Genomic DNA, 23964 nt, shown 5'->3' on the forward strand with positions numbered 1-23964 from the left:
GAGAGGCGCTCAAGGAGCACCACGGCCACGCCTTCGGACCAGCCGGTGCCGTCGGCACCGGCGGCGAACGCCTTGCAGCGGCCGTCCTCCGCGAGACCGCGCTGACGCGAGAACTCGATGAACGACGTGGGCCGCGCCATGACGCAGACACCGCCGGCCACCGCGAGGTCGCTCTCGCCCGCGCGCAGCGACTGGCCCGCGAGGTGCAGCGCGACGAGCGACGACGAGCACGCCGTGTCGACCGTCACCGCGGGACCCTCGAAGCCGAAGGTGTAGGCCACGCGGCCGGAGACGACGCTGCCGGCCGTGCCGGTGCTCTGGTAGCCCTCGGTCTCGTCGGCCGAGTCGGCGAGACCGGTGCTCCAGTCCTGGTTCATCACTCCGGCGAAGACACCGGTGCGGCTGCCGTGCAGGGCGCCCACGTCGATGCCCGCGCGCTCGAAGAGCTCCCAGGAGGCTTCGAGGAACACCCGCTGCTGCGGGTCCATGGCAAGGGCCTCGCGCGGGGAGATACGGAAGAAGTCGGCGTCGAAGCCGGTGGCGTCGTGCAGGAAGCCGCCGTCGCGCACATAGCTCTTGCCGGACTGTTCGGGGTCCGCGTCGTAGAGCTCGTCGAGGTTCCAGCCGCGGTCGGCGGGGAAACCGGTGATGCCGTCGAGACCCTCCTCCACGATGGTCCACAGGTCCTCGGGCGAGCCGATGCCGCCGGGCAGGCGGCACGCCATGCCCACGATCACGACCGGGTCGTCATCGGCCCGCTCGGCCGAAACGATCTCCGCCGACTCGTCCGTGCCGCCCGCCAGTTCGTCCTGGAGGAACCGGGCCACTGCCCGCGGTGTCGGGTAGTCGAAGACAAGGGTGGCCGGCAGCCACAGGCCGGTGGCCTCGACGAGCCGGTTGCGCAGCTGCACGGCCTGGACCGAGGTGAACCCGGCCTCCTTGAAGGCCCGTTCGGGTGCGACCCGGTCGTCCGCTCCGCTGATCTCAGCGGCCGCGGTGCTCACGGTCGTCACCAGGGTGCGCAGCTGCTGGTCCTCGGGCATGGCGACGAGCCGGGCGCGGAACTCCCCGGCGCGGCCTTCGTTGGCCGCGACCACGGACGTGTCGATCAGTCCGCGAAGGAGCGCCGGCACGGAGTCGCCGTGCAGGGCCAGGGCGTCGAGCCGCATCGGTAGGGTGAGGGCCTCGCCGGTCATGAGTGCCGCGTCGATCATGGCGAGCAGGTCCCGGCGGGACAGCGTGCCGACGCCGACGGGCAGTTGGGGAGCCGGCTCGTCCTGCTGGTGACGGACGTCGTCGGCCCAAGGGCCGAGGGACAGCGACCAGGTGGGGCGGCCCTGGGCGCGGCGGCGCAACGCGTAGGCGTCGAGGTAGGCGGCTACGGCGGCGTCCGCTGGCTCGCCGGCGGCGCCGAGCAGCCCGTCGGCCGCGCCGAGGAGGATGAGCGCAGGGGGCGCGGGCTTGGTGTTCTTGGCGGACTTCGTGGCCTTGGCCGTCTTGGTGGCCTTGGTGTTCTTCGCGGTCGTCCCGGCGCCCTGCGCGGTCAGTTCGTCGAGGTGCCGCACGCCCGCCGCGACGGACGCGAGAGGGCCGGAGGGGACGTACAGCACGGCGGACACGGGGCGGCTGACCCCGGCCAGGGCCGTGGCGAGCGCCGCTCGGTCGATGAGGTCGCAGGCGGCGACGGTCACCGCCGCCCGCAGGCCGGTGAGTTCGGCCGAAAGTTCGGCGACGGCGGGGTCACCGTCGCCGTGGTCGGCGATCAGGAGGACGTCGCGTGCGCCGTGCCCGGCAACCACGTGCCGGGCCATGGCCGCTCCGGCCGCGGTGTCCGCTCCGGCGATCACCACGGTGCCCGCGGGCCCGAGGGGCGTGTCCTGATGCGTCTGCGGGTGGCCGCCGACGGCCAGGTGCTCCAGGGCGGGCTTCACGACACTGCCCGCGCGCACGGCGAGCTGCGGCTCCCCGGCGGCCAGGGCGGTCGGCAGTCGCTCCCCGGCCTCGGTGTCGCCTGCGCTGCCGGCCTCGGCGTCGACGAGTACGAGCCGGTCGCCGTGCTCGGCTTGGAGGCCGCGGACGAGACCGGCCACCGCGGCGTGCGCCGGGTCGGGGGTGTCGGCGGGGTCGACGGGTACGCCGCCCCTGGTGAGCACGGCCAGGCGCGCGGCGCTCGCGGGCCCGTCCGCGAGCAGGGAGCGCAGCATCGCCTCAACGGCGGTGACGAACGCGCCCAGTTCGGAGGTGTCGTCGTGCGGTGCTCCGACGGCGAGGACGGTGACATCGGCGGGCGCGGCGCCGTCGGCGTCCCGGGTCACCTGGGCACCGGCCGATTCGAGGCCTGCGGCCAGGGCCTCGTCCCACGCGCCGGTGAGCGTCCAGTTGAGCGGTGCGGGCGGGGCCTGCGCGCCCAGGGTCTGCGCGGGCGACAGCGGCGTCCACTCGGTGCGGAACAGGCTCTCGTAGGAGCTGCTGCCCGCGGCCCGCAGGCGTCCGGGCTCGTCGAGCAGGACGTGCCGGGTGACCTTGCCGGAGCGGGTCCGCGGTATTCGGTCGACCTCGTAGAGCTCCTCCGGGACCTTGAAGTACGAGAGTTCGGCGCGGCAGGCGGCGAACAGCGCGTCGGTGTCGAGGCCGGGCTCGCCCGGCACCAGGAAGGCGACCGGCACTTCGCCGAGAATGTCGTGGGGCTTGCCGGCCACGGCCACGTCAGCGACGCCCGGTACGCGGCGCAGTACGTCCTCGACCTCGCCGGGGTGGATGTTCTCGCCGCCGCGGATGATCACTTCCTTGATGCGGCCGGAGATGGTGAAGTACCCGGCGTCGTCACGGCGGGCCAGGTCACCGGTGTGGTACCAGCCGTCGCGCAGGGCGGCGGCCGTCTCCTCCGGCCGGTTGTGGTAGCCGACCATCACGCTCGGGCCGCTGACCCAGACCTCGCCCTCCTGGCCGGTCGGGACGTCCTGTCCGGTCTCGGGGTCGACGATGCGTACGTTGAGGCCGGGCACCGGCAGTCCGCAGGAGCCCTCGACGCGGGCGCCCGTGGGCCAGTTGATGGTGATGGAGCCGCTGGTCTCCGTGGAGCCGTAGGCGTCGAGGAGCGGCACCCCGAAGGTCTCCTCGAAGGAGGAGCGCAGCGACTGGGTCGTGACCGCGCCGCCGACCAGGCCGATGCGCAGGTCCCCGGTGCGCACGCCCTGTTGCTGCGCGGCCTGGACGAGGTGGTGGTACATGGTCGGCACGCCGGCGAGGAACGTCGGCGACTCCTCCCGCAGGACCGACAGGATCTCGTCGGCGGAGTAGCCATCGGTGATCCGCGCGGTGGCGCCGACCGCGGTCACCGCGAGGACGCAGGCGATGTGCGACAGGCTGTGGAACAGCGGCAACGGCCACAACACCCGGTCGTCGGGGGTCAGTTCGGGCACTGGGACGTAGCAGGCGGCCACCGCCCACAGGCCGTTGCGCTGGGTGGAGAGGACGCCCTTGGGCTTGCCCGTGGTGCCGGAGGTGTAGAGCATCCACGCGACCTCGTCGAGGTCCAGGTCGTCACCGGCCGCGGCTTCCGGCTCGGTGCCGGCCAGGGCCTCGAAGGCCACCGTCGCGGCGGGCGCCGACTGTACGCCGGTGACGACGACGCGCGGGTACTGCGCGTCCCCCACCACGCGTGTCACCTGCTCGGCGTGGGCGGGGTCGGTGATCACGACCCGGGCCCCGCTGTCGGCGAGGAAGTACTCGAGTTCGGCATCGGTGGAATGCGGGTTGAGGGGCACGCCGATGGCGTTCGCCCGGGTGATGGCCAGATAGCTCTCGACGGTCTCCACGCAGTTGCCCAGATAGATCGCGGCCCGGTCGCCGGGGCGCACGCGAAGCCCGGCCAGATGTCCGGCGATACGGCGCGTTCGGAGTTCGAGTTCGGAGTAGCTCACGCTGCGACGTGCATCGGCGAAGGCCGTCTTCCCGGCAAATCGGGAAGCGTGCTCGATCAGCATTTCAGGCAGTGGCCGAATAAGTTCAGTGCGCAGCATCCGGAATCACTCCTAGGCAAGGGGAGATACACATGCAAAAACATGCGGGTCTCAGCTTCGCTTAAATTCGGACAGGCGGTTCCCCTAACAATCCCCCTATGACCTCCCTGGGTTCAGGAGGCCCTTTGGCGCTCTTCCGTGCACGTCCGCACAGGGAATGCGACCAACGTTTTTCAGGGCGGCGGTGTCCGGGTGCCGTGGGTGCGAACTCGGGGCACGTCTTGTAACAGGGCGCACTGGTGGGGCACCCTGAGGGAGACGGGAAGGAGTCGTGCCATGCCGCAGTCGGGAACCGGGGCATCGAGCGAGATCGAGATCGAGGCGTGCCCGGTGCGTGAGGTCCTGGACCGCGTCGCGGGGAAGTGGAGCATTCTGATCATCGTCGCCGCCGCGCGCGGCCCGGTGCGCTTCACCGAACTCGAGCGTTCCATCGAGGGGATCAGCAGGCGCATGCTGACCCTGACCCTGCGGAATCTGGAGCGGGACGGCCTTTTGACCCGCAAGGTCTACGCCACCGTGCCCCCCAAGGTGGAGTACACGCTCACGGACATCGCGCAGGAGCTCCATAAGTCGCTGCTGTCGCTCACGGACTGGGCCGACCGGCACCGGTCGACCATCACGACCGCCCGGCGTGACTACGACGCCGAGCGCCTCGCCGGGGTCGGCTGAAGGCGCCCTGCGCCGCGGCGCAGGGGCGTGGTGCCGAGGTCGGCCGGCAGGTCCTTGCGCCGCTTGACGCGCAGCTTCCGGTAGACCCGGGTCAGGTGCTGTTCGACGGTGCTCGAGGTGACGTAGAGCTTCGCGGCGATCTCCCTGTTCGTGTAGCCGAGCACGGCCAGGTGCGCCACGCGCCGCTCCGATTCGGTCAGCCGCCAGGTGTCGTCCTCGGGCGGCGTGGGCGTATCGGCCGCGCCCTGGATCGCGAGCAGTTCCTTGCACAGCGGCTCCGCCCCGCAGAGTTGGGCCAGGTGCCGGGCGCGCCGCAGCGTGGGCCGGGCCCGGCGGCTGTCGCCGAGCGCCGAGTAGGCCCGGCCGAGGTCGGCAAGGAGTTGTGCCTGCTCGTACCGGTCGCCGCTCTCCTCGAACAACTCGACGGCTTCCAGCAGCAGTTGGGGGCGGCGATCGGGGGTGCTGACCGCGGCGAGTGTGCGCAGTGACCGGCCGCGGCCGCAGCCGCCGGCCGCGTCGGAGCGCGACAGCTGTTCCCGTACGAGACGGCGGGCCTTGACGTCGTTGCCCAGCTGCAGCCAGGCCTCGGCCGCGCTGGTCCGCCAGGGCACCGGCGCGGCGGCGTCGAGGCCGTGCGCCCTGGCCAGGTCGCCGCAGGCGAGGAAGTCGGCGAGGCCCGCGTAGCCGCGCTCGCCTGCGAGGTGGAACTGGCCGCGGGCGTGCAGGTAGTGGAGCCCGAAGCGGCTGCGGTACATGGCGTCGGGCGGTGCGAACGCCAGGTGGCGGGCGGCCTCGTCGAGGTTGCCGGAGCGGACCGCCGCGGTGACGAGGGTGGCCGTCGGGAAGCCGACGGCCACGCCCCAGGCGTGTGCGGGCAGCAGCGTCAGCGCCTGGCGGGCCCCGTCGAGGGCACCGGTCAGCTCGCCGCGGCGCAGGAGCGCCGCGGCGCGGACGGCCGCGAGCAGGGCATGCCAGGTCGGCGCCTGGTCGACGGTGCCGTCGGCGGTCAGTGCCGCGCACTGTTCGAGAACGACGTCGGGGAGGTCGAGGTCGAGCAGCCCGAGCAGGGCGAGGGACGCGGTCTCCTGGCCCCAGGCGGTGTTCCCGCGCGGGCGCAGGCTGCGCAGGGACTGCACGAGGCGGCCTGCCCGGTCACCGCCGCGGCCGGCGGCGAGGGCCTCGCACAGGGACGCGGCCGTGCCGAGCCAGGGGTCACCGCCACTCGGAGCGGGGGCGCCGCGGACGCCCTGCGGGGCGCCGGAGACCGGGCGCGCCGGTGCCGGTGGTGCGCTGCGGTGGCCGAACTCCGGGTGCGAGAAGACCAGCCAGGAGTCGAGGTCGCGGGCCGCGTCGGCCAGCGTCTGGTCCGCTGCCGCGGCCTCGCGCAGCCGGTCGGTCACGGCCGCGGCCTCGTTCTGCCTGCCGTGCCAGAGGAGTCGCCGCACCAGGCCGGGCAGCGCCTCGGGGGCGAGATGTCCGGCTCGGGCGGCGGCAACGAGGGCGGGCAGGTGCCGGACCGCGGCCGAGGGGCTGCGGCGCCACTCGGCCTCGGTGAGCCGCTCGAGGACGGCGGCCCGGACCTGCGGCTGCACGGCGCACTCCAGGGCCAGTTCCAGGTATTGCGCGGCGCGCCTGTTGCGCTCGGCGAGCAGCTCCTGCTCGGCCGCCTCGACGACTACGGGCACCGTCCAGGGCGCCTCGCACCGCTGGGCCTCCAAGAGGTGGCGGGCCACGGCCGTGGCGGGCTCGCCGAGGCCGTGCAGGAGTCCGGCCGCGCGCTGGTTGAGGTCCGTGCGTTCGACCCCGGTCACGGTGTCCAGGACGGCGGTACGGACCGCCGGGTGCGGGAACCCGCCGTCCCGGAGCACACCGGCCGCCGTCATCGCGATCATCGTCCGCTCGACCGCCGCGGCCCCGGTGTTGCGGTCGAGTCCGGCGAGCCGGGCGAGGCGCTGAGGGGTGCTGCGGGCGCCGAGCACGGCGAGGGCCCGCACGGTTGCCAGGGCGGCCGGGTCGCCGCGCCGCACCATGGCGACCAGGGCGGCGCCGTAGCCGTGCGGGTCGACGTAGTCCGCGCCGGTGGCGTCCATGTCGCCGCTGTCGGGGTGGCTGCCCGCGGCCTCGTCGACGGGGCCGCGAGGGTCATCGGCCGCAGCCCGCTCGTGGCGCCGGTGGTCGGCGGCCAGGGCGTCGAGAAGCAGCGGGTTGCCCCCGCTGATCCGGTGCATCTCGGCGGCGAGCGCGGGCGTGGCCAGATGGCTGCCGAGCCGTTCGGCGAGCAGCTGCGCCGTGCCCGTCACGGAGAGCAGGTCGACGTCGAGCCGCTGGGCCACCGGTTCGCCGAACAGTTCGGCGCCGGACCCGGACGCCGGGGTGTCGTCGCGCCGCCGGGTGACCACGAGGAGCACCCGGGATGCCGCGATGCGGCGGGCCAGATAGAGCAGGCACCGCACGGAGGCCGGGTCGGCGCAGTGGAGGTCGTCGACCGCGACGAGCAGCGGCCGGGTCAGGGACCGTCGCAGGATCTCGCGGCAGAATTCATTGCGGCCCGGCACCTCGGTCTCGGCCAGTGCGCCGCTGTCCGGAACGCTGTGAAGGAGCTGGTCGAGGACGCTGCCTTCGAGGTCGGTCTCCATCGGCGAACAGGTGGCCCGCATGACCTGAAGTCCGGCCTCCTCGGCGTCCTCGGCCGCCGCCGTGAGGAGGGCCGTCCTGCCGCTGCCTGCGACCCCCTCGATCAGGACCGTGTTTCCCCGTCCGGTCACACATGCGCCGACCAGTGACTGGAGCATTTTTCCCTGAATTTCCCGCTCGAACAACCGCACAGAATCCCCCATCGCTGACCCGAGGCTCTGTTGCGAAAGTACGGAGCGACAGGGGGAAGTTTCAACAGCCACCGGCCCGAAAAGAGCGCGGCGTTACCGGCCGATGGCACACTCATCGGGCGGTTGTTCAGAGCCCTTCGTAAAGCGTCTTGGTTCTTGCGTACGGCGTCATGCTTCTTCCGCCCAGGGTCAGGTTTGTTTCTGCGGGGTCAGAGATCTCCGTACGGCTCGCACCCGCCGGTCGGCCGGCGGGTGCGGGTGGCCCGGGTGGCTCAGCCGCGACCCAGGGCCACGGCCTCCGCGGCCACCGGCCGGCACAGCAGGGCCAGGTCGTCCGGCTCGCGCAGCACGTGGTCCGGTGCGGCGGCGACGAGCGTCGGCTCGTCCGTCTCGCCCCACAGGGCGGCGATCGCGGTCACCCCCGCGCCCTTGGCCGCGGCGATGTCGGTCACCGCGTCACCGACCATCACCGCCTCGCCGGAGGCGACGCCGAGCAGGTGCAGGGCGCGCAGGACGATGTCCGGGGCGGGTTTGGCGCGGGTCACCTCGTCGGACCCGATGACGTGGTCGAGCAGGTGCAGTACGCCGAGGCGCTCCAGGAGCTCCCGCGCCCGCCAGCCCGCCTTGCCGGTCGCCACGGCCGTCACGATGCCGCGCTCACGCAGCAGTTCGAGGAGGGCGTGCACACCGGGGAAGAGGGGGATCTCGCCGGCGAGGCGAGTGCTCTCGCGGACGAAGGGCTCCTCCATCTCAAGCGGCAGGTCCATGATCCGCATGATGTCCGGGAAGTAGCGGCCGAGGTGCCGGTTGTACTCATCGAACGGCGGCTCGTCCGCGCCGACCACCTCGCGGTAGGCGTGTGTGAACGCCTTGCGCATCACGCCGAAGCTGTCGACCAGGACACCGTCGAGGTCGAAGACGACCGCCCGCACCGGAAGGGTGCGGCCGAGCCCGGCAGGGGCGGAGTCCGCGCCGGTCCGTGCGGCCCGTGCCCCGGTCCGTGCGGGCAGGTCCACCACCGGTGTGGGCTTCGTCGTGCGGCGCGGGCGCGCCGAAGCCGAGGCGTAGAGCCGCTCGATGGCGTCGATGTTGCGGCTGGTCTCACGCATCGCCACCCCGCGCGACGCGGGGTCCGCCCATACCTTGGAAAGTCCGTCGAGCAGCCGGTCGTACTCGGCTCCGACCGGCTCGTGCGGGATCGGGATCGGCGTCTGCTCGCCCTTGCGGGTCAGCGTCAGGCCCGACCGCTCCTGCCTGTTGGGGCTGAAGCCGAAGGTGCAGGTCAGGGTGAGGGTGCCGGTGCTGCCCTCCACCACGATCGTGGTGATGTCACGGGGCTGGTGCGAGGCCCAGCGCGCCGTCAGGGACACCGAGGGACCGTCTTGCGTGAGCAGGAAGCCCCGGGCGGTGTCCTCGACGTCGTTGGCGGTGCCCGCCGACTTGTCGCGGCGCCATTTGGCCTGTGCGGAGGAGTCGTTGATGAAGTCGTTCGACACGGCGCCGACGATCTGTGTGAAGGGCGCGTCGCCGAGCAGCGGGGCGCCGACGTCGAGCAGGTGCCAGCCCAGGTCGACCAGGGCGCCGCCGCCGGAGAACTGACGGTGCGTGAACCAGCCGACGCCGTTCGGGATACCGCGCGCCCGTACCCAGCTCAGGGAGATGTGCCGGATCTCGCCGACGCTGTCCGCTTGGTCGGTGAGGGTGCGCACATCGGCGCGGTACCGGGCCGCGCTGCCCGCCAGGAGCACCGTGTCGCCGGCGGCCTCGGCCGCGGTGAGCCGCTGCGCCTCGGCCGAGTTGAGGCAGACCGGCTTCTCCACGAAGGTGGGGATGCCGGCGTCGAGGAGCGTTTCGGCCAGCGTGGCGTGCAGATGGTTCGGGGCCGCGACCACGGCGAGGTCGACCGCCTGCGGCGGGAGGTCGGCGGCGGTGTCGAACTCGAGTTGTCCACCGTCGTTCGCGGCCGCGCGTGCGGCGGGTTCCGGGTCGACCAGGGCGGTGACGGTGAACCCGGGGTGGTTCCTGAGCCGCGGCAGCCAGATCTCCCGGGCGGCCCAGCCGGTGCCGATGACCGCGACGCGCAGCGGTGTCGTACCGTCGCGGGCACTCACAGCGTGGCCAGGGTCTTGGCGAGGGCCTCCGCGATCTGGTGCATCTGGCTCTCGGTGCCGAGAAGTGTGCGGTGGTGCAGCCAGACGGTGTCGGTGTAGATGGCCTCGGTGTGGGGGCAGCGGGCGGCCAGTTCGTCCACCGACAGGTCGGGGGCGCCGGTCTCCCAGAATCCGGGGCAGCGGTAGATCGCGCGGAAGGCGGCGAACGCCGGCACGCCGCGCTCGACGAGGGCGTCCACCAGCTTGTTCCGGCGCTCCTCGGTGATGCCGGGAACGCGGAACATCATCATGTAGTGCGGGTTGCGGTCGCAGCGCTCGTCGCGACTCTGCGCCACCACTCCGTCGATCTCGTTGACGAGGCGCGAAAGCAGCGGCGCCCGCTCCTCGCGGAGCGCTATCTGGCTGTCGAGACGGCCGAGTTGGGCCCGCAGGACCGCGGCGGTGAACTCGTTCATACGGAAGTTGGAGCCCGAGGTGGCGTGGAAGTAGCCGCGGTCGCCCGGAGGCCTGCCACAGCTGTGCCGCACGAACGCCTCGTCGTACTGCTCCCGTTCGGGGAAGGTCACGGCGCCGCCCTCGCCCGCGGTCATCAGCTTGCCGTTCTGGAAGCTGAACGCCGCGACCGAACCGAACTCGGCGGCGCTGCGGCCGCGCCACCGCGCGCCGTGCGCGTGGGCGGCGTCCTGGATCAGCGGCACACCGCTGTCGGCGGAGAGTTTGCCGAGGGCGTCCATGTCGGAGAAGTGTCCCGCCATGTGCACCGGCATGATCGCGGCCGTCTTGGGGGTGATCGCGTGCTCGACCGCGGACGGGGAGATGCAGTACGTGTCCGGGTCGACGTCGACCGGCACCGCGACGGCGCCGAGGCGCTGTGCCGCCTGGGAGGAGGAGATGAAGGTGAAGGCGGGCACGATGACCTCGGTGCCCGGTCCGACTCCGAGTATCTGCAGGGCGAGTTCGAGGGCGTGGGTGCCGTTGGTGACGGCCAGCGCGTGCTCGGCGCCGTGGTAGGCCGCGAACTCGTTCTCGAACTGGGTGACTTCGTCGCCGCCCATGCGCCACCACTGGCCCTGGTCGAGGGCGCGCGCGAGACCGGCGCGCTCGGCATCATCGAATTGCGGCCAAACCGGGAATTCCGCAACCTCTCGGGAAACACCCACGGCGCGTATCCTTCCACTCACTGGGAATGCGTCCGGACTGTCAGAATGTCGATCGAGAAGTTTCGTGAACCGTCGACCGCACCTGACTCGACGTTACCGTCTCGCTCTTCGGGCCCCCACCCCCTAAATGCCCCCTGACTCGCTTCTGAACTTCCTCAGTTACGCCGCCCCGATATCTACTGCTAGGAATAGCAGGAGCAATGTCGAATCGGAGGGTGATTGCCATGCCTCAGCTACTGCTCCTGAACGGCCCCAACCTCGGCATCCTGGGCCGGCGCGAGCCGGAGATCTACGGCACGGACACGCTGGCCGACGTCGAGAAGGCGGTGGCGGAGGAGGTCGCGGGCCACGGCTGGACGGTCACCAGCGTCCAGGACGACGCGGAGGCGGGCCTGGTCCGTACCGTCAACGAGAACCCCGACACGGTCGGTGCCATTCTCAATCCGGGCGCCCTCATGATGGCCGGCTGGAGCCTGCGCGACGCGCTCGCCGCTTATCCCCGGCCCTGGGTGGAGGTACACATATCCAATATCTGGGCACGGGAGCAGTTCCGGCACGAGTCGATCCTCGCGCCGCTCGCCCAGGGTGTGGTGGTCGGATTCGGCACCTACGGCTACCGGCTCGCGGCCCGGTCCATGCTCCACCTCACCGGGTCCTAGGGGTTTTCGTCAGTCCCGTTCCATCTGCGCGAGGCACTCCTTCACCACGGCCTCGGGAACGTTGTGCACCAACTCCGCGCCGTCCGGGCCGTCGAGTACGAAGGCCAGGTCACCGATCGCCTTCTTGTCCAGGCGCATCAGGCCGACCAGGGCGTCGGCGTCCACGGTGCGGGGCAGCCGCCACGGCAGCCCGTAGTGCCGGACGACGTCGAGGTGTTCGTCGATGCGGGCCCGGTCGATCCGGCCGAGCGCACCGGCGAGGCGGCCGGCGAAGACCGTACCGATGGCCACTGCCTCGCCGTGCCGGAGCGCGAAGTCCGTCGCGCGCTCCAGGGCGTGCCCGAGGGTGTGGCCGTAGTTGAGCAAGTGCCGCAGGCCCGTGTCGCGTTCGTCGGCCGCGACGATCTGCGCCTTGCGGCGCACGCTGGCCGTGATCTGCTCGACGGTGGAGCGGTGGCGCAGGTCACCGGCGCCGATGAAGTGGCAGCGTGCGATCTCGCCGTAGCCGCTCGTCAACTCCCGCTCGGGCAGCGTCCGCAGGTAGTCGGTGTCGCAGAACACCGCTTTGGGCTGCCAGTACGCGCCGACCAGGTTCTTGCCCCGGGGCAGGTTCACCGCGGTCTTCCCGCCGGTGCTGGCATCCACTTGCGCGAGCAGCGACGTCGGCAGGTGGATGACCGCGATGCCCCGGTGGTACAGCGATGCGGCGAGTCCGACGGTGTCGGTGGTGGTGCCGCCGCCACAGGAGATCACGACATCGCCCCGGTTCAGACCGGCCTCGGCGAAGTGGCTGCACAGCTCGGCGACGGTGGCGAGGGTCTTGTCCTCCTCGCCGTCGCGGGCCTCGACGAGGCGGTACGGGATGCCGGGTGCCGGAATCCAGTCGGCGGGCCTGGCGGAGACCACCACCGCGCGGGCGGCGCCGAGTTGGGCCACCTTCTGCGCGACGAGATGGCGGACGCCGGGCCCGATGTGCACGGCGTACGAGCGCTCCCCGAGGTCGACATCGACCCGCCCGAAGGCTTCCGCGCCCACCGGCGCGGCCTCGGCGGTCATATCCGCCTGCCCGACATCGCGGTCTCGGCGGGGGCCTGCTGCTGCGACCGCCCGGCGAGTTCGTTGCGCACGGTGAGTGCGGCGGCCGCGCTCCAGGTGGGCGGGATACCGAGCCGGTCGTGGGTGGCGCCGGCCTGGCTGAAGATCAGGTACCGCTCGGGCAGTACGGTCCCGGGCCGCTGCCGGTCGATCGCCTGCCGGGTGCCGTACAGATACAACTGCTGTGCCACGGACTGCTCCTGCGGCACCGTCGAGGCGCGCAGGCCCGCCTCTGCCGACAGTTCCACGCGGCTGCTCGGTGTGAGCCCGGCCGACCAGTGCTGCCAGCACAGGAAGAGGAAGTCCCGCCGGTCGGATTCCGGCAGGAGCGTGGTCACCCCCCGCAGATGGGCCACGCCGAGGCGGAACGCCTCGTCCGGCTCCGGCTCGCCGTGCATCAGCTGCGCGAGCGCGAACTCGCTGGACACCGCGGCCAGTTCGTCCTGTACGTCCCGCTCGCTCTCGTGCGGATGACGGACCGGCCGTGTGATGTCCCGCTCGGCGCTGAGCCGCCAGCCGCCGGACAGTTCGGCGTGCAGCCGCTCCGTCACCTCGCGGTGCGCCTCGGGTTCGGTATCCAGCCACAGTTCGATCGAGGGGCCGCCGGGGCCGCCGGCGCGGACGAAGAAGAAGAAGGCGTCCGGATCGGCCGACCGAAGGTGCTGCGCGAGCCGCGGCATGACGGCGGGCAGGACCGGCGGTGTACCCGGGGCGCCATACAGGCGGAGCAACAACCAGTCTTGTGCCACAGCAATCCACCTCGGTCAGCTCGGTCGGCACGTGAACGACAGAAATCTGCCAGCGATCGTAATAATCAGCGTGGCGCATAAGCAATTGATTGACTGCCGAAATGCACTCGGGCTCAAAGTGAGGGACTAGTTAGGGGTACTGGTAGGGGATTGTCTCTACTGTTTCATTGATCGCATGCAACGGAATCGACCGACCTGGGTTCCGCGCACCCGCAGGAAATGCAAGAGACACTCACCGGGGCGCGGGACCTCACACCCGTGCCGCGCCACCCTTGATCACGCCACTGTCACACCGGTGTTCCCGTGACACACCAAAGTGCCCTCTTCCACAGTCGCCCACGGGAACGCATCATGACTGCTGTAACAAACAATGCACCTTTGGAGGCGAACCGAGATGGGCCAGCCTGCCCAGCGCAAAGCCACATCACCTTGGTTGACGATCGTCGTGCTCTGCATCGGGCAGATGATGATCGTCATCGACCAGAACATCGTCAATGTCGCTCTTCCGACCGTCCAGAGCGGGCTCGGCTTCTCCTCGGAGAACCTCGTCTGGGTCGTCAACGCCTACGTCATCCCCTTCGGCGGCCTGCTGATGCTCGCCGGACGCCTGGGTGACCTGCTCGGCCGCAGGAGCGTCTTCCTCACCGGTATCGCGCTGTTCAGCCTGGCCTCGCTGCTCTGCGGATTCGCGACCAGCGAAGGCACGCTGATCGGGTTCCGGTTCCTCCAGGGCGTCGGCGGGGCCATCGCCTCGGCCTGCATCCTCGGCATGGTCGCGACCCAGTTCACCGACTCGCGCAAGCAGGCTCAGGCCATCGGCGCCTACAGCTTCGCCTCCGCGGGCGGCGGCGCCATCGGCCCGCTGCTCGGTGGTGTCCTGACCGACCTGCTCAGCTGGAACTGGATCTTCTTCATCAACGCGCCGATCGGCGCCGTCGTCATCCTGATCGGCCTGCGCACGATCGAGAAGGACGACGCCCCCGGCCTCGGCAAGGGCACCGACTTCCTGGGCGCTGCCCTGGTCACGGCCGGCATGATGCTGCTCGTCTACACGATCGTGGACGCCGAGAAGGTCGGCTGGCTCTCGCTGCAGACCCTGGTGCTCGGCGTGGCCTCCATCGCCCTGCTCGGCGGCTTCCTCGTCCGGCAGGCCACCGCGGCCAAGCCGCTGCTGCCGCTGCGCCTGTTCCGCTCGCGGAGCCTGACCGCGGCGAACATCGTGCAGTTCATGATCATCGCCGGCATGTTCGGCCTGCTGTTCTTCGGCACGCTCTACCTGCAGCAGGTGCTCGGGTACAGCGCCATCCAGACGGGCCTGGGCTTCATGCCGATCGCCGTGGTCATCGCCGTGATCTCGCTCGGCTTCTCGGCCCGGCTGATCATGCAGTTCGGCCAGCGCACGATGCTGTTCCTGGGGCTCATCCTGGTCACGGCGGCGTTCGTGCTCCTTTCGTTCAGCCGCACGGACGGCACGTATGTGGTGGACTTCCTGCCCGCGAGCCTCGTGATGGGTATCGGCTTCGGTCTGGCCGCGCCCGCCATGATGGGGCTCGGTATGTCCGCCGTCGCGCCCAGCGAGTCCGGGATCGCCTCCGGCCTGTTCAACACCTCACAGCAGATCGGCGGCGCCATCGGCCTCACCGTCCTGAGCGCGGTCGTCACCTCCCGTACGAACAGCCTCTCCAACGGCGGTGAAGTCACCAAGGACGCGCTGCTCGGCGCCTATCACTCGGCCTTCCTCGTGGCCGCGGGGTTTGTCCTCGCCGCCCTGCTGGTCGCCCTCGTACTGCTGCGGGGCAAGCCGGAGTCGGGCGCGCCGCAGGCGCCGACCGAAACCGAGGAGCCGGCTGCTCAGCCGCACATCGTGATTCCCTGAGCCCGAACGTCGATCCGCCCGGCCAGCGCCGGGCACACACGAGAAGCGGGGTCCCGCGGTCTGTCGTCCCGACAGGCGGCCAGACCCCGCTTCCGCTGTGCCGCGACCGGTTGCAGGCCCGGAACGCCGACCTCCGGAAGTAACCACGAAGAGTCTCACCTTCCTTGCCCCGACGGGACGTTCACGGCGACCGATCCAGTTGGTGGGTACGGCGGCCGACACCGCTGCGCCTGTACCCATTTCTCCGAAGGGAACGCACGTGATGCCCAGCAGAAGATCTGTGCTCAAGTCGGCGGGTGGCCTTGCTCTGGCCGGCGCCGCCGGAGCACTGACCACCGGTGCCTTCGCCTCGTCCGCGAGCGGAGCCGGGGCGGCCGCCGACTGGGATGCGCTCAAAGGACGCCTCACCGGGGACCTGATACGGCCCTCCGACGCCACGTACCAGTACGCCAAGACCGTCTACATGGGCGAGTTCAGTGTGCTCAACCCGCAGGGTGTCGCCTACTGCGAGAGCGCCGACGACGTACGGGCGTGCCTGCAGTTCGTGCAGGACAACGGGATATCCCTGCGCACCCGCAGCGGCGGCCACAACCTCGCCGGCTGGTCCACGGGCCAGGGCCTGATCGTCGACGTGTCCCGGATCAACCAGGCCACGGTCGACGGCGCGACGGTACACATGGGCCCCGGCGCGATGTCCATCGACGCGATCCAGGTGCTGAAGCCGCACAACAAGCAGCTCGTCACCGGCACCTGCTCGACCGTGTGCCCGGGCGGCTTCATATCGGGCGGCGGCATCGGCCACCAGACGCGCAAGTACGGCCTGGGCGCCGACCGGCTCGTCTCGGCCAAGGTCATGCTGGCCGACGGCCGCCTCGTGCACACCTCGGCCACCCAGGAGCCCGACCTGTTCTGGGCGCTGCGCGGCGGTGGCGGCGGCAACTTCGGCATCGTCCTCGACTTCGAGGTCACCCCGATCAATCAGCCCCGCGGTGTCTTCTTCGACACCGTGTGGTCCTGGGACAAGGCGAAGGAGGTGGTCGAGGCCTGGCAGAAGTGGAGCATCTGCGGCTCCCGCAACCTCGGCTCCGCGCTGCTCGTGGCGCTGCCCGACGCCGCCCCCGGCAAGACGCCGACCATCATGCTCACCGGCGCCTACTGGGGCCCGCAGAGCGAGATCGAGGAGGGGCTCGACGCCCTTGCCTCACAGGCCGGTACGCAGCCGGTCAGCAAGTCCGTCACTGAGCTCGACTACAGCGACGTCCAGCAGCGGATCTACGGCTGCGGGCAGATGACCGTGCGCGAGTGCCATCTCGTCGGCCAGAACCCCGACGCGAAGCAGCCGCGCAACGGACTCCTTCGCGAGCGGACCCGGGTCTACGACCGCGCCATCGAGGGCACGGTTCTCTCGGACGCCCTCGCGGCCTTCGAATCCGACCGGTACGCCGGGCAGACCCGCTTCCTCAGCTTCACCGCCACCGGCGGCAAGGCGAACGAGGTCGGACGCGGCGAGACCGCCTACTGGCACCGCTCCGCCCAGTTCATGAACGGGTTCGCCGCGATGACGCAGAACCCGACGCCGCCCGCCGATGAGGAGGCTGCCATCGAGGCATGGGTGGACAAGGGGTCCCGGATCATCGAGCCGGTCTCCACCGGCGGGGCGTACGTCAACTTCCCCGACCCCCGTCTCGACACCTGGCCGAAGGCGTACTACGGGAGCAACTACGCGCGGCTGCAGCAGGTCAAGCGCCGGTTCGACCCGGACAACCTGTTCCAGCACAACCAGAGCATCGGCATCTGACGGCCGGGCCGAAGGCGGACGGCAGCGAGATCCGCAGCACGGCGTGCGGCGCGGGAGAGCGGCCCGGCGAGAGTCGCGGGCCCGCGCCGTACGTCATTCGGCGCCGGCTCGCAGCCGGGCGGCGACGGTGGCCAGGCGCTCGCCCTGGTACCGGGCGGCGGTGAGGGTCTTGTCGGACACGGCGTCGTTGCCGAAGTGGGAGGTGCCGTAAGGGTTGCCGCCCGCGGAGAAGACGGACTGGTCCGTGTAGCCCGGCGCGACGATGATCGAGCCCCAGTGGATGAAGGTCTGGTACAGCGCGAGGAGCGTCGACTCGTTGCCGCCATGGGCGTTGGCGGCGCCGGTGAAGCCGGTGGCGGGCTTGTCCGCCATCACCCCCCGCATCCACAGGCCGCTGGTGGTGTCGATGAACTGCTTCAGCTGGGAGGCGATGTTGCCAAAGCGGGTCGGCGAGCCGAGCGCGTAGGCGTCGGCGTAACTCAGGTCGTCGAGGGTGGCGACCTCGATGTCCTTGGTGGCCTCCAGGTGCTCGCGCCAAGCCGGATTGGCGTCTATCGCCTCGTCCGGGGCGAGTTCGGCGATACGGCGCAGCCGGACCTCGGCGCCCGCCTTCTCCGCGCCCTCGGCGACCGCCTGGGCGAGCTGGTGGACATGGCCGGTGGCCGAGTAGTAGATGACCGCGACTTTGGCGCTCATGGTGAGGCCCTCCTGAGTTGGATACGGCAGACGACGTCGGCACGTGGCAAGGGAGTAACGGCGGGCGGCGTCACGGCCCGGAGGTACGGGCGAGGAGGAGGGCGCCGCTCAGCGATGACAGGCCGCCGAGGCGGGCCCCGCGCACCTGGGGTGCCGGCACTCCGGGGCGGGCGAGGCGCTCGGCGTGCGCGGCCACCGAGCCGACCAGGCCGTCGAGGCCCGCGGCGAAGCCGCCGCCCACCACCACCTGCTGCGGGCGCACCAGTTCGGCGAGGGACACCGCAGCCGCCGCGAGCGCCGCACAGGTCTCGTCGACGGCGGTGTGCGCCCACGGCTCCGCCGCCGCGACGCCCCCCTTCAATGCGGCGAACTCCACGGGCTCGCCCCGCAGCCGGGCGGCGCGGCGCAGGGTCGCGGGCCCGGAGGCGACCGCCTGCAGACAGCCGCGGCGGCCGCAGTCGCACCGCTCCCCCGAGCGGTCCACGATCGTGTGCCCCACCTCGCAGGAGCCTCGGCCGATGCCCGGCACGAGGTGGCCGTCCAGGACGATGCCACCGCCGATACCGGTGCCGACGCCGAGGTAGACCAGGTCAGCGCAGTTGGCCGCGTCCGCCTCGGCGAGCGCGGCGAGGTCGCCGTCATCAGCGCAGCTGACCCTGGTGTCGGGTATCAGGCGAGCCAACTCGCCGGGCAGATCCACGCCTTGCCAGAAGGGGCGGGAGGGCCAGGTCACGACACGGCCCTGCGCGTCGAGGGTCGCGGGCATCGCGACGCCGACCGCCTCGACGGTGCCGGGGCCGGTGTCCACCAGGGTCCTGACGCCTTTGGCCAGCGCCGCCAGGTCGGCCTCGACGGTGCGCGCGGCCGGCCAGCGGAAGACGGAATCGGTGTCCGTTCCCGCCGCGCCCCGGGTGCGCAGGGCGACCTTGGTTCCGCCGACATCGATCCCCAGGTGCGTCATGGCTCCCTTTCCACGGCACGCTCTTCGTACCGCTGTCTTTCCGCTGTCTTCCGGGCCTCAGGATTCCCTGATTCCCGTGGCGGAGTTCCTTTCCGGGGCAATTGCGGGGGGTTGGCAATGGGGTGCCGGTGGCACCGTGGGGGGCCGGCGGGGGTGGGAAATCCGGCCGTTGCCCATCGGCTCGCGCGCGGACTCCGCGGCCGTCACACCGGTCGGCGCGCCATCTCCCGTACCAGGTCGTCGAATTCGCTCTGGTCGACGATCGGGCGGATCTTCTCCACTCCGCGCCGGGACTCCACATAGCGACGGCCGATCAGGATCTGCTGTCCTTCGGCGCCGGTGCGTGCCTGCACCCTGGTCCCGGCCATGAGCCGCTCGCCCGCCTCCCAGGCGCCCTCCAGGTCCGCTTCGACGGCGCCGGAGAAGCCCCGCCAGTCGGTGAGACGGCGTGGCCTCGGCAGGAAGCGGTAGACGCCCTGCCAGCGACCTGCGGCGCCGCGCCGCAGGACGACCTTGTAGCCGTTCTCGTCGACCACCTTGAAACGGAAGCCGTTATGCGCCTGCTCCTGCGCGGCGACCTTCAGCGGTTCGATGAAGGACGTGCCGACGAACCCGACGTCCGCGAGGTAGAGGCCGCCGTCGATCCGCACGCCGCTCAGCATGTGCTCCAGGTCGGGTCCGTACCGGTCGCCCGCGCCGCGTATCCCCGCGGACAGAATGATGACGTCGTAGCCAAGGCGCCGCAGCAGGACTCGGAACAGGCCGGTCAGCTCGTGACAGACACCGCCGCGCCGCCTGGCGATCAGCCGCTCGAACAGCACGTCGGGGGCCGTCTCCACCTCGTCCCACACCGCGAACCCCTTGTGAATGTGCAGGGAGTTGTCGAAGGGCAGCGATTCGAGATGCCTGCGGTGGAGTTCCCGAAGGGTGTCGAGGGTGGGTTCGAGCGGACCCTCGTATCCCAAGTGGTCGACATACGCGGCGACATCGAACATGGCGGGGTCCTCCTCGTCGGGAATATCGCGCCTGCCACTTCTGAGGGTGCCTTCGGACTTTAGCGAGGTATTCCGGTCCTGCGCTCTCCTTACCGCCCCCCTAAACCTCCCCTGTCTTTACGCCTGAGAGGTGTGAGAGACATCGTCGGCGGTGGACCGTGGCTAGCATTCCGGCACGGTCAATTACCCGTGAGAAAGCGCCCGTTGACACGCGCCGTCGACGAGTGGCGACGCGTCCCGGCCACTCCCTGCCCGTGGGCGAACGCGGCGCCGCCCGGAAGGACACCATGGACACCGGCTCGCACCCCGTCTGCATCCGCCGCCCCGCCATCGGCGGCGCCACCCGGCTCTACGCCGTGATCGGCGACCCGGTCGGCCAGGTGCAGGCGCCCGCCCTGGTCAACCCGCTCCTGGCCGACCTGGACCTGGACGCCGTCCTCGTGCCCGTACACGTGCCGGTGGGCCGGCTCGACGAGGCCGTGCACGGCCTTCGGGCGTTCGGCAATCTGGATGGTCTGCTGGTGACGGTGCCGCACAAGGCGGCCGTCCTGCGCTTCGCCGACCGGGTCAGTCCGGCGGCCGAACTCTCCGGCAGCGCCAACGCGTTGCGCCGCGAGAGCGACGGCCGCTGGCACGCCGACAACTTCGACGGAGCGGGTTTCGTCGCCGGCCTCGAAGCCGCGGGGCACCGGGCGGCCGGGGCCCGTGTCACCCTCGTGGGCACGGGCGGCGCGGGCTGTGCCATCGCCCCGGCCCTGCTCATGGCCGGCGCGGCGCACGTGGTCCTGTGCGATCTGGACCCGGCCCGCACCGCCGCGCTCGCCGCGCGCCTGGAGGCCCGCTGGCCGGGGCGGACCGGGTGCGCCATCCGGCCGGTCACGGACGGCGCGGACATCGTCGTCAACGCGACCCCGCTCGGCCTGCGCCCTGGCGACCCGCTGCCGTTCGACCCCGGCACGCTCGCCCCCGGCACCCTGGTCGCCGACATCGTGATGAAGCCCCGGGTGACGGCACTTCTTCGGACCGCCGCCGACCGCGGCCTTCCGGTGCACTACGGCGCCTCGATGCTGGAGAGCCAACTCGCCCTCTACCGGCAGTACTTCCGATTCGACCGTGCGCCCGCGGCAGGAGCCGCGCCGGGGTAGGCCCTAGTGATCGGCCGATGACCGGCCGGTGGCGGAGCGTCCCTAGCGTGGTGGGTGTGCAGCCGATAATGACACCCCAGCCCTGGCCCGCCGGGTCCCGACCGGCTGGCGCCGACTCTGCCGAGGCCCTGGTCGCCCAGGCCCTGGCCCGACCCGCCGCGCAACAGCCCGCGTGGCCCGACCCGGTCGCGGCGCTCTCCGCCGTGACCACTCTGGAGAACCTGCCGCCCCTGGTAGTGCCGCAAGAGGTCGACCTGCTGCAGGAGCGCCTGGCGGAGGTGGCGCAAGGGCGGGCGTTTCTCCTGCAGGGCGGCGACTGCGCCGAGACGTTCGCAGGCAACACCGAGAACCACATCACCGCCAACCTACGCACGATCGTGCAGATGGCGGTGGTTCTGACGTACGCGGTGAGCATGCCGGTCGTCAAAGTGGGGCGGATCGCGGGGCAGTATGCCAAGCCGCGCTCGAACCCCACCGACGCGCTCGGCCTGCCCGTCTACCGGGGCGATATCGTCAACGGTTTCGATCCGGTGCCCGCCGCACGCGAGGCCGACCCGTCACGGATGCTCCAGGCCTACGCCCACTCGGCCGCGGCCCTGAACCTGACACGCGCATACGCCGGTTCAGGCTTCACCGACCTGCGCCGCGTGCACGAGTGGAATCGCGACTTCGTGCGCTCGTCGCCGGTCGGCGAGGGCTACGAGGCGCTGGCCGACGAGATCGACCGCGGCCTCGACTTCATGTCGGCCTGCCGCGTCGACCACCGTGCCCTGCACTCGACGGAGCTGTGGTCCGCCCACGAGGCGCTCCTGCTCGAGTACGAGCGCGGCCTCCTGCGGCACATTCCGCGCGAGGACGGCTCCTCCCGGCTCTACGGTCTGTCGGGGCATTTCCTGTGGATCGGCGACCGGACCCGGCAGCTCGACGGTGCGCACATCGCGCTCGCCACGCTCCTCGCCAACCCGATCGGCCTGAAGATCGGCCCGTCCACCACGCCGCACCAGGCCGCGGAGTACGTGGAGCGGCTCGATCCGCACGGCAAGCCCGGCCGGATCACCCTGATCAGCAGGATGGGCAGCGACAAGGTCCGCGACATGCTGCCGCCGATCGTGGAGCGGGTCGAGGCCAGTGGCCACCAGGTGGTCTGGCAGTGCGACCCGATGCACGGCAACACCTATGAGGCGGAGAGCGGTTACAAGACCCGCCATTTCGACCGGATCACCGACGAGGTGCGGGGCTTCTTCGAGGTGCACCGCGGCCTCGGCAGCCACCCGGGCGGCCTGCATGTCGAGCTGACCGGGGACGACGTCACCGAGTGCGTGGGCGGCGCGCAGGCCATCGACGACCTGGATCTCGCCGGCCGCTACGAGACGTACTGCGATCCACGCCTCAACCCGCAGCAGTCCATGGAACTGGCCTTTCTGATCGCCGAGATGCTGCGCACCTGACATCTTCCGGCGAGCCGACCGGCCGCCGAGAACGCCGCACGCGGCCGTGGACGAAGTGTTCGCACTTCGTCCACGGCCGCGTGCGGCGTTCTCGCTCAGGCCACCGGCGCCTGCACCTCAAGTGGCCTGCGGTAGCCGCCGTCGATGATGTCGCAGGTGTCCCTCAGGGCCTCTTCGAGACGGCGGATCTCGTCGTCCGTGAGGTACACCGAGGGCTCGAACCGCAGCGTGTGCGTGGCGCTGGCGGTCGGGAAGGTGCGGATGCCATGGGCGTTGAGGAGGTGCCCCGCAGCGAAGTACCCGAACAGGCCCTGGCGAGCGGCCTCTTGTACGCCGGGGTCCGGGGCGTCGGACTGGTCGTGGAACTCGAGACCCAGCATCAGGCCGCGGCCACGGACCTCCTTGACCACGCCCGGGTGGTCGCGGCGGACCGCCTCCAGGGCGGACCTGAGGCATGCGCCGCGCTCGGCGGCCCGCCGGTAGCCGGCGCCGTCGTCCGCCTCGAGGAGTTCGAGGACCTTGAGCGCGATCAGACTGGAGAAGGCGTCCTTGGCGAAGGTGGAGCTGTGCACCAGCTCGAACTCGCCGCGGTAGTGAGCCTCGCGCACCAGCATCACGGAGATCTTGGCGAGGCCGCCGCCCAGACTCTTGGCCAGGGTGTAGTAGTCGCCGCGCAGGCCGAGTCGGGTGCTGGCGAGGAAGTCACCGGTGCGGCCCATGCCGCTCTGGATCTCGTCGACGATCAGCGCGATGCCCTCGCTCTCACAGACCTCCCGCACCTCCCGGGCGAAGGCCTCGGGCAGTTCGACGATGCCGCCCTCGCCCTGGATCGGCTCCAGGATCAGCGCGCAGAACACCGGCGCCTGGTGGACGGTGGCACGGACCACGCCGCCGCGCACCGCGAGGCCGTGCAGCACCGTGCGCTCCCGCTCGACGGTGCGGCGCAGCTCACCCGGCCGGTCGAAGGGCACAAACCTGGCCTGCGCGGCGAGCGCCTTGAACGGGGTGCGGTAGCCGTCGTTGTGCGTGAGCTGGACGCTGCCGACCAGCTTGCCGTGGAAGGAGCCCTCGGGGGCGAGGAACACCGGTGGCCGCACGGCCCGTTCGGCGTTTCGCCGGGTGAGCGCCTCGACCAGGGCGGTATCGGCGGGGGCGGCCGCGTCCGGCGCGGGCAGGCCGAGCTCCTGCCAGATCTTCTCGGGCACCGTCGCCTCGCCCGCCGTCAGTGCCTCGCGTACGGACGCGAGTTCGGCCGCCACTTCGGCGGTGACGGCGTCCAGGCGCTGGACCCGGACCAGTTCGGCGTGCTTGACGGCCGCCTCGTTGGCCTCGGCCCCGGAGTTGGCGAAGATGGCGAAGTAGCTCTCGTCGGTGCCGAGTTCACGCCGCAGGATGCGGTTGAGCTCGACGGCCAGGAGGTTGGCGTCGTGCCGCACCGAGAACTGGGCGTGCACCGGCACCGCGTCGTCGAGGAGCTTCTTGGCGTACGCGGTGATCTCCGGGTGGTGGTGGCCGAGCATCAGGGACCCGTAGCCGCCCGCGAAGTCCGTCACCGGGCTCTCGCCGCCGTCCGCGCCGCGCCGGTACAGCGTGTTTCCCTCGGCGCGCACATACTCGGCGCCGAGGCCCGCGGTGGCGAGCACCGCGCCCAGGTACGGCTCGGCCAGTTGCGCGGTGGTGGGTCGGGTGGAGTCCGAAGTCATGGTCGCCCCTTGTCGGCCGTCGGCGGCCCGCGGCACAAAGCGACCGCTGCGC

Annotated in this window: 16 protein-coding genes; 6 read left to right on the forward strand and 10 right to left on the reverse strand. The window is 71.3% G+C overall.

The window, feature by feature from the left end; all coding sequences use genetic code 11:
* A partial coding sequence (locus tag AC5P1C_RS40365; RefSeq protein ID WP_493870976.1) for an AMP-binding protein occupies positions 1–4022 on the reverse strand: 4022 nt, incomplete at its 3' end.
* Between the two features lie 276 nt (positions 4023–4298).
* On the opposite strand from AC5P1C_RS40365, the gene AC5P1C_RS40370 reads away from it, so the two are divergent.
* The gene (locus AC5P1C_RS40370) at positions 4299–4691 is read left to right on the forward strand and encodes a winged helix-turn-helix transcriptional regulator (RefSeq protein WP_493870977.1); all 393 of its coding nucleotides are present in this window, start codon (positions 4299–4301) and stop codon (positions 4689–4691) included.
* Here the strand turns inward: AC5P1C_RS40370 and AC5P1C_RS40375 are convergent.
* The 3 genes from AC5P1C_RS40375 to AC5P1C_RS40385 form a co-directional block, all read right to left on the reverse strand.
* Entirely contained in the window at positions 4658–7528 is a 2871-nt protein-coding gene (locus AC5P1C_RS40375; RefSeq protein WP_493870978.1) for a helix-turn-helix transcriptional regulator, read from the reverse strand. The two genes, AC5P1C_RS40370 and AC5P1C_RS40375, sit on opposite strands and share 34 nt — an antisense overlap.
* 260 nt (positions 7529–7788) lie before the next feature.
* A complete protein-coding gene (locus tag AC5P1C_RS40380) occupies positions 7789–9627 on the reverse strand; it encodes an HAD-IA family hydrolase (RefSeq protein ID WP_493870979.1) in 1839 nt (612 codons plus the stop codon).
* Positions 9624–10787 (reverse strand): DegT/DnrJ/EryC1/StrS family aminotransferase, encoded by a 1164-nt coding sequence (locus tag AC5P1C_RS40385; RefSeq protein WP_493870980.1) that lies wholly within the window; start codon positions 10785–10787, stop codon positions 9624–9626. Before AC5P1C_RS40385 ends, AC5P1C_RS40380 begins: the two co-directional genes overlap by 4 nt.
* A gap of 224 nt (positions 10788–11011) precedes the next feature.
* Between AC5P1C_RS40385 and AC5P1C_RS40390 the strand changes: the two genes are divergently transcribed.
* On the forward strand, positions 11012–11446 hold the full coding sequence (locus AC5P1C_RS40390) for a type II 3-dehydroquinate dehydratase (RefSeq protein WP_493870981.1): 435 nt from the start codon (positions 11012–11014) through the stop codon (positions 11444–11446).
* 9 nt (positions 11447–11455) lie between these two features.
* Here the strand turns inward: AC5P1C_RS40390 and AC5P1C_RS40395 are convergent, their stop codons facing one another.
* Positions 11456–12502 carry a 3-dehydroquinate synthase family protein gene (locus AC5P1C_RS40395; protein ID WP_493870982.1) on the reverse strand — a complete coding sequence of 349 codons (1047 nt, stop codon included), beginning with the start codon at positions 12500–12502 and terminating at the stop codon, positions 11456–11458.
* Positions 12499–13290, reverse strand: coding sequence for a lantibiotic dehydratase C-terminal domain-containing protein (locus tag AC5P1C_RS40400; RefSeq protein WP_493870983.1), 792 nt, complete (start codon positions 13288–13290; stop codon positions 12499–12501). The genes AC5P1C_RS40395 and AC5P1C_RS40400 overlap by 4 nt, the downstream gene beginning before the upstream one ends.
* Positions 13291–13723: 433 nt before the next feature.
* Between AC5P1C_RS40400 and AC5P1C_RS40405 the strand changes: the two genes are divergently transcribed.
* Entirely contained in the window at positions 13724–15166 is a 1443-nt protein-coding gene (locus AC5P1C_RS40405) for an MFS transporter (protein ID WP_493870984.1), read from the forward strand.
* A gap of 262 nt (positions 15167–15428) precedes the next feature.
* Positions 15429–16964, forward strand: a complete 1536-nt coding sequence (locus tag AC5P1C_RS40410; protein ID WP_493870985.1) for an FAD-binding oxidoreductase — start codon at positions 15429–15431, stop codon at positions 16962–16964.
* Between the two features lie 93 nt (positions 16965–17057).
* Here the strand turns inward: AC5P1C_RS40410 and wrbA are convergent, their stop codons facing one another.
* The 3 genes from wrbA to AC5P1C_RS40425 form a co-directional block, all read right to left on the reverse strand.
* Positions 17058–17660 carry an NAD(P)H:quinone oxidoreductase gene (gene wrbA / locus AC5P1C_RS40415; RefSeq protein WP_493870986.1) on the reverse strand — a complete coding sequence of 201 codons (603 nt, stop codon included), beginning with the start codon at positions 17658–17660 and terminating at the stop codon, positions 17058–17060.
* A 70-nt stretch (positions 17661–17730) separates the two neighbouring features.
* The gene (locus AC5P1C_RS40420; RefSeq protein ID WP_493870987.1) at positions 17731–18621 is read right to left on the reverse strand and encodes an ROK family protein; all 891 of its coding nucleotides are present in this window, start codon (positions 18619–18621) and stop codon (positions 17731–17733) included.
* A gap of 203 nt (positions 18622–18824) precedes the next feature.
* Complete coding sequence (locus AC5P1C_RS40425) at positions 18825–19616, reverse strand: arylamine N-acetyltransferase family protein (protein ID WP_493870988.1); 792 nt, start codon at positions 19614–19616, stop codon at positions 18825–18827.
* 224 nt (positions 19617–19840) lie between these two features.
* On the opposite strand from AC5P1C_RS40425, the gene AC5P1C_RS40430 reads away from it, so the two are divergent.
* Entirely contained in the window at positions 19841–20761 is a 921-nt protein-coding gene (locus AC5P1C_RS40430; protein ID WP_493870989.1) for a shikimate dehydrogenase family protein, read from the forward strand.
* 56 nt (positions 20762–20817) lie between these two features.
* Positions 20818–22209 (forward strand): class II 3-deoxy-7-phosphoheptulonate synthase, encoded by a 1392-nt coding sequence (locus tag AC5P1C_RS40435; protein ID WP_493870990.1) that lies wholly within the window; start codon positions 20818–20820, stop codon positions 22207–22209.
* A gap of 95 nt (positions 22210–22304) precedes the next feature.
* On the opposite strand, the gene AC5P1C_RS40440 is transcribed toward AC5P1C_RS40435, so the two are convergent.
* On the reverse strand, positions 22305–23912 hold the full coding sequence (locus tag AC5P1C_RS40440; RefSeq protein WP_493870991.1) for an aspartate aminotransferase family protein: 1608 nt from the start codon (positions 23910–23912) through the stop codon (positions 22305–22307).
* Between the last annotated feature and the right edge of the window lie 52 nt (positions 23913–23964).

It is taken from the genome of Streptomyces sp. A18, from assembly GCF_059026065.1.